The sequence below is a fragment of the Enterobacter quasihormaechei genome, from assembly GCF_004331385.1.
Classification (GTDB): domain Bacteria; phylum Pseudomonadota; class Gammaproteobacteria; order Enterobacterales; family Enterobacteriaceae; genus Enterobacter; species Enterobacter quasihormaechei.
In genome coordinates, this window is sequence record NZ_SJON01000001.1 from 280,329 (window position 1) to 292,333 (window position 12,005).

General features: G+C 62.5%; 9 protein-coding genes. 5 read left to right on the forward strand and 4 right to left on the reverse strand.

The features are described 5' to 3' along the window. Window positions 1-134 precede the first annotated feature (134 nt). From fes to entF, 3 genes are read left to right on the forward strand one after another with little or no spacing between them, the layout of a single operon-like run. Window positions 135-1,334, forward strand: a complete 1,200-nt coding sequence (fes, locus tag E0L16_RS01320; RefSeq protein ID WP_131636141.1) for an enterochelin esterase — start codon at window positions 135-137, stop codon at window positions 1,332-1,334. Window positions 1,335-1,344: 10 nt separating this feature from the next. Further along, on the forward strand, window positions 1,345-1,557 hold the full coding sequence (locus tag E0L16_RS01325; RefSeq protein ID WP_063449420.1) for an MbtH family protein: 213 nt from the start codon (window positions 1,345-1,347) through the stop codon (window positions 1,555-1,557). After that, a complete protein-coding gene (entF, locus tag E0L16_RS01330) occupies window positions 1,554-5,411 on the forward strand; it encodes an enterobactin non-ribosomal peptide synthetase EntF (protein ID WP_131636142.1) in 3,858 nt (1,285 codons plus the stop codon). The genes E0L16_RS01325 and entF overlap by 4 nt, the downstream gene beginning before the upstream one ends. Before the next feature lie 71 nt (window positions 5,412-5,482). On the opposite strand, the gene fepC is transcribed toward entF, so the two are convergent. From fepC to fepD, 3 genes are read right to left on the reverse strand one after another with little or no spacing between them, the layout of a single operon-like run. Next, entirely contained in the window at window positions 5,483-6,277 is a 795-nt protein-coding gene (fepC, locus tag E0L16_RS01335) for an iron-enterobactin ABC transporter ATP-binding protein (RefSeq protein WP_028012291.1), read from the reverse strand. Further along, the gene (gene fepG, locus E0L16_RS01340; RefSeq protein WP_427854515.1) at window positions 6,274-7,266 is read right to left on the reverse strand and encodes an iron-enterobactin ABC transporter permease; all 993 of its coding nucleotides are present in this window, start codon (window positions 7,264-7,266) and stop codon (window positions 6,274-6,276) included. Before fepG ends, fepC begins: the two co-directional genes overlap by 4 nt. Next, window positions 7,263-8,267 (reverse strand): Fe(3+)-siderophore ABC transporter permease, encoded by a 1,005-nt coding sequence (fepD, locus tag E0L16_RS01345; RefSeq protein ID WP_063866037.1) that lies wholly within the window; start codon window positions 8,265-8,267, stop codon window positions 7,263-7,265. Before fepD ends, fepG begins: the two co-directional genes overlap by 4 nt. Window positions 8,268-8,375: 108 nt before the next feature. Here fepD and entS point away from each other — a divergent pair, with 108 nt between their 5' ends. Continuing rightward, entirely contained in the window at window positions 8,376-9,614 is a 1,239-nt protein-coding gene (gene entS / locus E0L16_RS01350) for an enterobactin transporter EntS (RefSeq protein WP_131636143.1), read from the forward strand. Window positions 9,615-9,675: 61 nt separating this feature from the next. Here entS and fepB read toward each other — a convergent pair whose 3' ends face one another. Continuing rightward, window positions 9,676-10,635: a Fe2+-enterobactin ABC transporter substrate-binding protein gene (gene fepB, locus E0L16_RS01355; protein WP_131636144.1), complete on the reverse strand. Its 960-nt coding sequence runs from the start codon at window positions 10,633-10,635 to the stop codon at window positions 9,676-9,678. A 188-nt stretch (window positions 10,636-10,823) separates the two neighbouring features. Between fepB and entC the strand changes: the two genes are divergently transcribed. Continuing rightward, on the forward strand, window positions 10,824-11,999 hold the full coding sequence (gene entC / locus E0L16_RS01360; protein WP_131636145.1) for an isochorismate synthase EntC: 1,176 nt from the start codon (window positions 10,824-10,826) through the stop codon (window positions 11,997-11,999). Window positions 12,000-12,005: the final 6 nt, after the last annotated feature.

A 12,005-nucleotide genomic window follows, 5' to 3' on the forward strand; every position in this document is an offset into this window, starting at 1 on the left:
CTTTTATGGTTATTTATGAACGCGCTTCCCACAGCGCGGGCAATACGCTATTGCAAATGCAAATAGTTATCAATAATATTATCAATAAAATTTGCTCTGAAACAAAAAATATTGTTAAACATGGGGTTATAAGGGTGACGGCGTTAACAACCGGAAGTGAAGCGTGGTGGCAGTCGAAAAACGGGCCGGAATGGGAACGTCATGAGGAAAACTATCGCGTCACATTCTGGTGGCGGGACCCGGCAGGAACCCAGAAGACCTCAACGATCAAGCGCGTCTGGCTCTACGTTACCGGCGTGACCGACCACCATCAGAATGCTCGCCCGCAATCGCTTGTACGTATCCCGGATACTGACGTCTGGCACTGGCAGGGGGAGTTCAGCCCCGAATGGCGCGGCAGCTACTGTTTTATCCCCTCCGATAACGAAAACGATTTTGCCGATGCAGTGTTTGAAGGCGATCAGCCGGACCGCATGGCGCTGCGCGAAGGCTGGCGAAAACTGCTGCCGCACGCAATTTCTGACCCGCTGAATGCGCAGAGCTGGCGCGGCGGGCGCGGGCACGCCGTCTCGGCGCTGGAAATGCCTGCGGCCCCCGTTCAGCCGGGCTGGAACCATCCCGATACGCCTTATAAAAAGCCCGTCTGCATTACGTGGAACAGCGAGCGCCTGAAGAATCGTCGCCGCGTGTGGATTTTTACCACCGGCGATGATAACCCCGGTCGCCCGCTGGCGGTGCTCCTCGACGGGCAGTTCTGGGCCGAAAGCATGCCGATCTGGCCCGCGCTGGCGTCGCTCACCCGTGAAGGCAAACTGCCGCCAGCGGTTTACGTGCTGATCGACGTGATAGACACCGCGCACCGCAGCCGCGAGCTGCCCTGCAACCCTGATTTCTGGCTGGCGGTGCAGGAAGAGCTTCTCCCGCAGGTGAACAGCATTGCGCCCTTCAGCGATCGCGCCGATCGCACCGTGGTGGCGGGCCAGAGCTTCGGCGGGCTCTCTTCGCTCTATGCCGGCCTCAACTGGCCGCAGCGGTTTGGCTGCATCCTCAGCCAGTCCGGATCTTACTGGTGGCCGCACCGCGGCGCACAGCAGGACGGGCTGCTCATCGAACAACTTAAAGCGGGTGAAAAAACCGCTCGCGGGCTGCGCATCGTCCTTGAGGCCGGGCGCAATGAGCCGCTTATCTTGCGCGCAAACCAGGCGATTTACGCCGAACTACACGCACAGCAACCGGTATTCTGGCGTCAGGTTGACGGCGGACACGATGCGCTTTGCTGGCGCGGTGGGCTGACGCAGGGGCTGATGACCCTCTGGCAGCCGCTCATTCAATAACGGAGTCTGTATGGAATTCAGCAATCCTTTCGATAATCCGCAGGGACAGTTCGCCATTTTGCAAAATGACCAGGGGCAGTACAGCCTGTGGCCGCAGCAGTGCGAGTTGCCCGCGGGCTGGCGCGTGGTCTGCGAACCGCACTCTCAGGAGGCGTGCCAGCAGTGGCTGGCGCAACGCTGGCAGACGCTTGAGCCGTCCTGTTTTGCGGGGGAGCGCGCATGAACCGTCTTCCTCTCGTCGCCGCCCAGCCGGGTATCTGGATGGCAGAGCAGCTTTCCTCGCTGCCAAACGCCTGGAGCGTGGCGCACTACACCGAGCTGAAAGGCAATATCGACGCGCCATTGCTGGCAAAAGCCATTGCGCAAGGCATGATGCAGGCCGATACCCTGCGCACGCGTTTCGCTGAAGATAACGGCGAGGTCTGGCAGTGGGTCGATGAGACCCTGATCCTGCCGGAGCCGTCCATCGTTCGCGTTGATTCTCACGATGCCGCCGTGGCGCTGATGGAGGCCGATCTCAGTCAGGATCTGCGCGTGGACAGCGGTCAGCCGCTCGCTTTTCATCAGCTGATTCAGGTCGGTGACAACCGCTGGTACTGGTATCAGCGCTATCACCATCTGGTGGTGGATGGCTTCAGTTTCCCGGCGATTACCCGCCAGATCGCCGCGATTTACGCTGCCTGGAAGAAAGGGGAACCCACCCCAGCCTCACCGTTTACCCCGTTTGCCGAGGTTGTTGACGAGTATCAGCGCTATCGCGACAGCGAGGCCTGGCAGCGCGACGGTGCTTTCTGGGCCGGGCAGCGCAAACAGCTTCCTCCTCCGGTCTCGCTCTCCTCCGCGCCGCTGCCGGGACGCGCCGCCACTACCGACATCCTGCGCCTGAAAATTGCCATGGACGCTCGCGCCTTTAGCCAGCTGGCGCAGGCAGCCGGGCAGGCACAGCGCACCGATCTGGCGCTTGCGCTGGTGGCGCTGTGGCTCGGCCGCCTCACCGGACGGCTGGACTACGCCGCCGGGTTTATCTTTATGCGCCGCATGGGGTCCGCCGCGCTGACCGCAACCGGCCCGGTGCTTAACGTCCTGCCGCTGGCGGTGAATATTAATCCGCTTGAGAGCCTGCCGGAGCTGGCGCTGCGCCTGGCGAACCAGCTGAAAAAAATGCGCCGCCATCAGCGCTACGACGCCGAGCAGATCGTGCGCGACAGCGGGCGGGCCGCAGGGGACGAACCCTTGTTTGGGCCGGTGCTGAACGTGAAGGTGTTCGATTATCAGCTGGATATCGACGGCGTGGAGGCCATCACCCACACGCTGGCGACTGGCCCGGTGAACGATCTTGAGCTGGCGCTGTTCCCGGACGAGCAGGGCGGATTAAGCATTGAGATCCTCGCCAACAGGCAGCGTTACGACGACGCAACGCTGAAGCGCCACGTTTCGCGCCTGAACGCGATGCTGACGCAGTTTGCCGCGAACCCGGACCTGCGCTGTGGCGACGTGGAAACCGTATCCGAGCAGGAGTACGCCCGGCTGGCGCGCATCAACGATACCGGCCTGGCGCTGCCCTCCACCACGCTGGCGGATCTGGTGGCGGAGCAGGCAAACAAAACGCCGGACGCCCCCGCGCTGGCAGATGCCCATATTGAGCTGAACTACCGCCAGATGCGCGAGCAGGTGGTCGCGCTGGCAACCCTGCTGCGCGCGCGCGGCGTGAAGCCCGGCGACAGCGTGGCGGTGGCGCTCCCGCGTTCAGTGTTCCTGACCCTGGCGCTGCACGGCATTGTTGAAGCCGGTGCCGCCTGGCTGCCACTGGATACCGGCTACCCGGACGATCGTTTGCGGATGATGCTGGAGGACGCGAAACCGTCGCTTCTCATTACCACCGACACGCAGCTTCCGCGCTTTAACGATCTGCCGATACCTTCGCTTAGTTACAACATGCTATTGCCGACCACGGACGCTGAACCTCTGCGGCTGGCGAAGCCGGAGCAGACCGCGTACATCATCTTTACCTCAGGTTCAACGGGACGCCCGAAAGGGGTGATGGTGGGGCATACCGCCATCGTTAACCGCCTGAAGTGGATGCAGGATCATTATCCACTGGCGGCGGATGATGTCGTGGCGCAGAAAACGCCGTGCAGCTTTGACGTGTCGGTGTGGGAGTTCTGGTGGCCGTTTATCGCCGGGGCAAAGCTGGTGATGGCCGAGCCGGACGCGCACCGCGATCCGCAGGCGATGCAGAGCTTCTTCGCAGAATATGGCGTAACCACCACCCACTTCGTGCCGTCGATGCTGGCGGCATTTGTCGCCTCGCTGACGCCGGAAAACGTCGACTGTTGCAGGACGCTGAAGCAGGTGTTCTGTAGCGGCGAGGCGCTGCCAACGGCGCTGTGCCGCGAGTGGGAGCAGCTCACTCATGTACCGCTGCACAACCTCTACGGCCCAACCGAAGCGGCGGTGGACGTGAGCTGGTATCCGGCGTACGGCCCGGAACTGGCGGCGGTGGAGGGCAACAGCGTGCCGATCGGCTTCCCGGTGTGGAATACGGGGCTGCGCATTCTGGATGCGATGATGCGCCCGGTGCCGTTCGGCGTGGCGGGCGATCTGTATCTCACCGGCATTCAGCTGGCTCAGGGGTATCTGGGACGCCCCGACCTCACCGCCAGCCGCTTTATTGCCGATCCGTTTGCCCCAGGCGAGCGGATGTATCGCACCGGGGATGTTGCCCGCTGGCTGGATAACGGGGCGGTGGAATATCTGGGCCGCAGCGATGACCAGCTGAAAATCCGCGGTCAGCGCATTGAGCTGGGTGAAATCGACCGGGCGATGCTGTCACTGCCTGACGTGGCCCAGGCCGTAGCGCATGCGTGCGTGTTCAATCAGGCTGCGGCAACGGGCGGCGATGCCCGCCAGCTGGTGGGGTATGTGGTGTCCGAATCCGGTTTACCGCTGGATCGCGACGCGCTGCTGGACTCGCTCAGGACACAGCTGCCGCCGCATATGGTGCCGGTGGTGCTGCTGCAAATCAGCGCGCTGCCGCTGAGCGCCAACGGCAAGCTGGATCGCAAGGCGCTGCCGCTGCCGGAGCTGACCAGCAAAACCTCCGGTCGCGCACCCGAGACACAAACCGAAGCCGTCGTGGCGCAGGCGTTTTCCGCGCTGCTGGGCTGCGAAGTGAACGATATCGACGCCGACTTCTTTGCCCTTGGCGGCCACTCGCTGCTGGCGATGCGCCTCGCGGCTCAGCTCGGCCGTGCGTTCAGCCGCAAGGTCACGCCGGGGCAGATTATGGTCGCCTCGACGGTCGGCAAGCTCAGCGCGCTGCTGGACTCGCAACTGAGCGACGAACAGGCGCAGCGTCTGGGGTACGAAACCCTGCTGCCGCTACGTGAAAGCAACGGCCCGACGCTGTTCTGCTTCCATCCGGCGTCCGGCTTTGCCTGGCAGTTCAGCGTCCTGGCGCGTTACCTCAGCCCGCGCTGGTCCATCGTCGGCATTCAGTCGCCGCGGCCAAACGGCCCGATGCAGCAGTGCGCGGATCTCGATGGCGTGATCGAACATCACCTGAAAACGCTGCGTAAGCAGCAGCCGCAAGGGCCGTATTATCTGTTCGGCTATTCGCTCGGCGGCACGCTGGCGCAGGGCATTGCGGCGCGTCTGCGCGAGCAGGGCGAAGCGGTGGCGTTTCTTGGTCTGCTGGATACCTGGCCGCCGGAAACCCAGAACTGGGCGGAGAAAGAGGCCAACGGCCTTGACCCGGAAGTGCTGGCAGAGATCGAGCGCGAGCGTCAGGCGTTTATCGCCGCCCAGCAGGGTCAGGGCTCCAGCGAATTGTTTAACACCATTGAAGGCAACTACGCGGACGCGGTGCGACTGCTCACCACCGCGCACAGCTCACGGTTCGACGGTAAAGCGACGCTGTTTGTTGCCGAACGCACGCGAACGATGGATCCGCATACGGCCTGGGCGCCGTGGGTGGGCGAGCTGGAGGTCTACAGCCAGGACTGCGCCCACGTGGATATCATTTCACCGCAGGCGTTCGAGAAGATAGGACCGGTGTTGAAGGAAATATTGGAGTAACGTCAACAGCGCCGGGTGGCGGCTACGCCTTACCCGGCCTACGGGAGCTGACTGTAGGCCGGGTAAGGCAATTACCGCCGACCTAACGGCACCACCAGCGGCGTGCCCGCCACCGGATCGTCAATAATCATGCAGCGCATGCCGTAGATCCGCGCGATCAGCTCTGGCGTCACAATCTCCTTCGGCGCGCCCTGCGCCACAATCTCGCCGTCGCGCAGCGCAATCAGATGCGTCGCGTAGCGGCAGGCCTGATTTAAATCATGCAGCACCGCCGCCAGGGTGTACCCCTGCGTGCGGTTCAGCTCGCTCAGCAGCTCCAGCAGGTCAATCTGATGGCTGATGTCCAGCCAGGTCGTCGGCTCGTCCAGCAGCATAATGGCGGTTTCTTGCGCCAGCACCATCGCGATCCACGCCCGCTGTCGCTGTCCGCCGGAGAGGGTATCCACGCTTTGCTGAGCCAGATCGGTGATGCCCGTTGCTTCCATCGCGCGCTTCACGGCCTCGTCGTCCTCTTTGCGCCAGCGGGTAAACAGCGGCTGGTGCGGGTAGCGCCCGCGCGAGACCAGCTCCTGCACCGTGATATCTCCCGGCGTGGTGGCGTTTTGCGCCAGCAGCCCGATGCGCCTGGCCACCTCTTTGCTGGCGAAGCGCTGGATCTGCTCTCCGTCGAGGAATACGCTGCCCTCTGTCGGCGACATCAGGCGGCTCAGGGTGCGCAGCAGGGTCGATTTGCCGCAGCCGTTCGGACCGATAATCGCGGTGAAGTGGCCGTCCGGAATGGCGACGGTTAAATCACGGGCAATGATTTTTTTGCCATAGCCGAGGGTCAAGTTTTCGCCGCGCAAGCGGGTTGTTGAATCTGTCATTTCTTGCGTGACTCCTGAACGAGCAAGACGATGAGGTAAATCCCGCCGAGGCTGACGGTCACCACGCCCACCGGAAGTTGATAAGGCATAAACAGCCGCTGGGCACAGAGATCGGCGGCCAGCAGCAGCATCGCACCGCACAGGGCAGCCTGGGTCAAACCCCAGCGTGCGGTGCCGCTAAGACGCCGCGCGATATGCGGCGCGACAAGGGCAATAAACGAGATCGGCCCGGCAATCGCGGTGGACGCTGCGGTCAGCAATACCGCCACCAGCATCAGCATCAGACGCGAACGCTCAACGCTCACGCCCAGCGCGCAGGCGCTGTCGTCGCCCATCTCCAGCAGGCGCATCCGGCGTACCAGCAGCAGTGCGCCGATAAACATCAGCAAAATCAGCGGCGCGGCGGGCCAGGTTTTGCCCCACGTCAGGCCGTTAAGTGAACCGGCATACCACAGCCCGGCGGAGAGCGCGGTTTCCAGAGACGCCTGCAACAAAAGCCAGGTGTTAAACGCCATCAGCATCGCGCGGATGCCGATCCCGATAATGATCAGCCGGAAGGTGTCAATGCCGTTGCGCCAGGCCAGGGCCCAGATTAGCAGCGAGGTCAGAATGCCGCCCGCCATCGCCGTAAAGGTAATGGCCATCAGATGCTGCCCGAACAGCACCATCGCCACCAGCACACCGCTCCACGCGCCGGTATTCAGGCCCATCACGTCCGGGCTGCCGAGGGGGTTACGCATCAGCGACTGGAAAATCGCGCCGCTGACGCCGAGCGCCGCGCCTACCAGGATCGCCATCGCCACGCGCGGCAGTCGCCATTCCGTGACCACCATGGTGATGTTACGCGGCGCGCTGCCGGTGAGGGCGTGAAAGACCTGCGCGAAATCAAGCGCTACGGCACCGCTTTGCAGGCTCCAGACCGCCAGCAGAGTAATGGCGATAGCCAGCAGGAAGACGCTGATGAGTAAACGGCGGGACGGATCCATCATGCGCCACCCCCGCGTCTTCGACGTACCAGGAAGATCAGCACCGGCGCGCCGATAAACGCGCTCACCACCGAGACGCGCAGCTCGCCGGGCACCAGCAGGCGGCCCAGCACGTCGGCAAACAATAGCAGGGCAGGGGTCGCCAGCAGCGTGACCGGCAGCGACCAGCGGTGGTCCGAGCCCACCAGCCAGCGCGCCATGTGCGGCATCATCAGGCCGATAAAGGCGATCGGGCCGACCACGGCGGTTGCGCTACCGCTCAGCACGGTGATAGCGAGCAGGCCAGTCAACTGCGTGCGCGCCACGCGGTTGCCGAGGGCGGTCGCGGTGTCGCTGCCGAGGCTCAGGCTGTTCAGCGACCGGCTTAAACACAGCGCCACGACGGCGGCGATAATGACCGGGATCGCCACCACGTTTAAGGTTTCAAGGGTCCGGATATCCAGCGAACCGGCCTGCCAGAAGCGCAGCTGGTCATACACGTCCGGGTTGAGCAGGGCGATACCGCTGGACAGACCTTCCAGCACCGCCGCCAGCGCCACGCCTGCCAGGGTTAAGCGTACCGGGCTGAGCTGGCCGCCGCCCTGACTGCCGGTAAACGCCACCACCAGCGAGGCCGCCAGCGCGCCGCAGAAAGCCATCACCAGCTGTTCAGAGGGCGACGTTAACCCGAACAGCGCTGCGCCGAGCACGATGGCAAAGCTTGCGCCTGAGTTCACGCCGAGAATACCGGGGTCCGCCAGCGGGTTACGGGTCAGGGTTTGCATCAGCGCACCCGCAAGACCGAGCGCGCCGCCGGCCAGCAGTCCGGCAAGGGTACGGGGCAGGCGAGCGTCGAGCACGATGGTGCAGTCGGCGCTCTGACAGGTTCCGGAGAGCGCATCGACAATAACGGACGCGGGCAGCGGTTTAGCGCCGACCAGCAGGCTGAGTGCAATCGCAAGGATTAGCAGTAGCAATAATACGGGCACGGCAATGGCGCGCACCGCAGAAGAGGAAAACGACATAGCAACATCCATGATTTGATAATGATAGTGATTATCGTTATCTATCTTATTTGGCTATGTTAGCATGTGCGCCCATGGAATTGGTAGAAATAGACTCAAGGCCTTGTCATGAATCAAAAATCCTGGCTGCTTAACCTCAGCCTGCTTAAGACGCACCCGGCGTTTCGCGCCGTCTTTATCGCCCGTTTTATCTCCATTTTGTCCCTCGGCCTGCTCGGCGTCGCCGTGCCCGTCCAGATCCAGACCATGACGCACTCCAGCTGGCTGGTGGGGTTATCCGTGACCTTAACCGGCGGGGCGATGTTTATCGGCCTGATGGTCGGCGGCGTGCTGGCGGATCGCTACGAGCGTAAGAAGCTGATCCTGCTGGCGCGCGGCACCTGCGGGGTGGGCTTTATCGGGCTGTGTCTGAACGCGATGCTGCCGGAGCCGTCGCTGGTGGCGATTTATGCCCTTGGCCTGTGGGACGGTTTTTTCGCCTCGCTCGGCGTGACGGCGCTGCTGGCGGCGACGCCCGCGCTGGTGGGGCGCGAGAACCTGATGCAGGCGGGGGCGATCACTATGCTCACCGTGCGCCTCGGCTCGGTGATTTCGCCGATGGTCGGCGGCCTGCTGCTGGCCACCGGCAGCGTGGCGTGGAACTATGGCCTTGCAGCGGCGGGAACCTTTATCACCACGCTGACGCTGCTGCGTCTGCCGATCCTGCCACCGCCGCCGCAGCCGCGCGAGCACCCGCTGAAGTCGTTAATGGCCGCGATTCGTTTTCTGTTCAGTAACCCGCTGATTGGCGGCATTGCGCTGCTCGGCGGCCTGCTGACCATGGCGAGCGCCGTGCGCGTGCTTTACCCGGCGCTGGCGGGCGAGTGGCAGATGAGCGCCTCAGAGATTGGTGTGCTGTATGCCGCCATTCCACTCGGCGCGGCCTGCGGAGCGCTGACCAGCGGTAACCTGGCTCAAAGCGCGCGTCCGGGCTTGATTATGCTGGTGGCGACGCTGGCCTCGTTTATCGCCATCGGCTTCTTCAGCCTGATGCCGGTCTGGGCGCTGGGGGTAATGTGTCTGGTGATTTTCGGCTGGCTGAGCGCGGTCAGCTCACTTTTACAGTACACCCTGATCCAGACCCAGACGCCGGAAGGGATGCTGGGGCGTATTAACGGCCTGTGGACGGCGCAGAACGTGACGGGCGATGCGATTGGCGCGGCGATCCTCGGCGGGCTGGGAGCAATAATGACTCCGGTGGCGTCGGCGAGCAGCAGCGGGTTTGTGTTAGCAATGGTTGGCGCGATCTTACTGGTGACGCTGGTGGAATTGCGGCGGTTCAGCCCCTGTAGGTCGGGTAAGGCGTAGCCGCCACCCGACAAAACGCCCGGTGGCGCTGCGCTTACCGGGCCTACGGGGAATGTGCCACTTATTTAAAAATTGAATCTAAACGCTGTAACACCAACATCGCGCTGTAATAATCCAGGCGGAACGTCTCCGTTCCCAGCGCCCAGACGCGCTTGTTTTTCACCGACGGTAAATGCGCCAGCAGCGGGTTGGCGTAAATCGCATTCACGTCTTTCTCGTCGCCGGCAAACACGAACAGCCCTTCGCCGTTCAGCCCCGTCGCCAGGTTTTCTCCACCCAGCTGAATAATGTCGTGACGCTTGCCCTGGCTTTTTGAGGTGTGCAGCCCATCGGGTAACGTCGCCAGCGTAAAGCCCAGCTGGTGTAACAGCTTGCCCTGCGCCGATTCTGTCGTCCACAGGTTCGCCGTGTGCGCAGCGGCGGTGTAGACGATGGCATTCACCGGCTGCGGCGGCAGTTTCATCTGCTGTTTTACCTGCCCGAGCTGTTTGTCGAATGCGGCGATGCGTTCAGCGGCCTGTTTTTCATGCCCGGTCATCGTGCCCAGCTGGGTCAGCAGTTCCTGCCAGCTTTTGTCGTCGTAATTGATGATAAGCGTCGGGGCGATGGCGGAGAGCTGATCGTAGAGCGCCAGCGCGGAATCCCCGCCGGTGGCGCTGATTAGAATCAGGTCCGGCATCTGGGCGGCCACCGCTTCGGCGCTTGGCTCGCCGATATACAGCCGGGCAACTTTGCGCTGTTTCGCGATATCGCCCCACTGGCGCAGGAACCCCTGCGCATCCGCCACGCGGTTGTTGGGCGTGGTCGCTCCGCTGGCAATGACCGGCGCGTCAATGGCCAGCAGGGAGCCGGTTAAGGTCACGCTGGTGGAGACAATGCGCGTCGGCTTGCTCTCAAGCGTGTGCACGCCGCGGCTGTCGGTGACCTGGCGCGGCCAGTCGTCGGCGGCGGCTGAGGTTAGTCCTAAAACAAAAAGTCCTGTCAGAAGAAGGGCATTGCGGCAAACGGCAGCGATTTTCACAGAGCGGCATCCTGTTTTTATTGAAGATAATGCTTCTCATTTTCATGGTTGCCGGGAAGGGATGCAAGCGTTTGTCGCACAAGTTAATGGCCCGACGGTTGACAGCGGCGCGCTGTGGGATTAGGTTAGCCGACGAAAATATAAATGATAATCATTATTGCTTCTTTTATCATTTTAAGGAGGATGATATGGACACGTCCCTGGCTGAGGAAGTTCAGCACACCGCGACCACGCTGCAATCAGACAGCTTTTTCTTTATGTCGCCTTACCGCAGTTTTACCACGTCCGGCTGTTTTGCCCGTTTTTCTGAACCCGCCGTCGGCGGTGACGATCCGGCGGGGGCCTTTCAGCAAAAACTGGCTCAGTCTTTCAGAAATGCGAAAAACAGCGGCATTGCCCATCCGGTAATGGTAGGGGCGATCCCCTTCGATACCCGCAAACCGTCGTCGCTGTTTATTCCGCAGCGTTGGCAGACCTTCTCTCGTCCTGCGCGTCAGCAGACTGCACGCTACGCCTCCGGCGCACAGACGCTGAACGTGCAACAACGCACCGAGATCCCACCGCAGCCGGTTTTCGAGGAGATGGTCGCCCGCGCCGCGTCGCTCACCGCCACGCCGCAGGTGAATAAGGTGGTGCTGTCGCGCCTGATTGATATCGCTACCGACAAAACCATTGATAGCGGTGCGCTGATGGAGCGTTTGATCGCCCAGAACCCGGCGAGCTTTAACTTCCACGTGCCGCTGGAAGATGGCGGCGTGCTGCTGGGCGCCAGCCCGGAGCTGCTGCTGCGCAAAGAGGGCGCGCACTTTAGCTCCCTGCCGCTGGCAGGCTCCGCGCGGCGTCAGCCGGATGATGTGTTGGATCGCGAGGCGGGCAATAAGCTGCTGGCCTCTGAAAAAGATCGTCACGAACACGACCTGGTCACCCAGGCGATGAAAACCATTCTGGAACCGCGCAGCCATCAACTGAGCATGCCGGCTTCCCCGCAGCTCATCACCACCCCGACGCTGTGGCACCTGGCGACGCCAGTAGAAGGCGAGGCGCGTGAAAACGAAAACGCCCTGACGCTCGCCTGCCTGCTGCACCCGACCCCGGCCCTGAGCGGTTTCCCGCATCAGGCGGCAAAAGAACTGATTGCCGAGCTGGAGCCCTTCGACCGCGAACTGTTCGGCGGCATCGTTGGCTGGTGCGACAGCGAAGGCAACGGCGAGTGGGTGGTGACCATCCGCTGCGCGCGGCTGCATCAAAATACCGTTCGCCTGTTTGCCGGCGCGGGCATTGTGCCTGCTTCCTCCCCGGTGGGCGAGTGGCGCGAGACGGGCGTGAAGCTCTCCACCATGCTTAACGTGTTTGGTTTGCACTAAGGAATA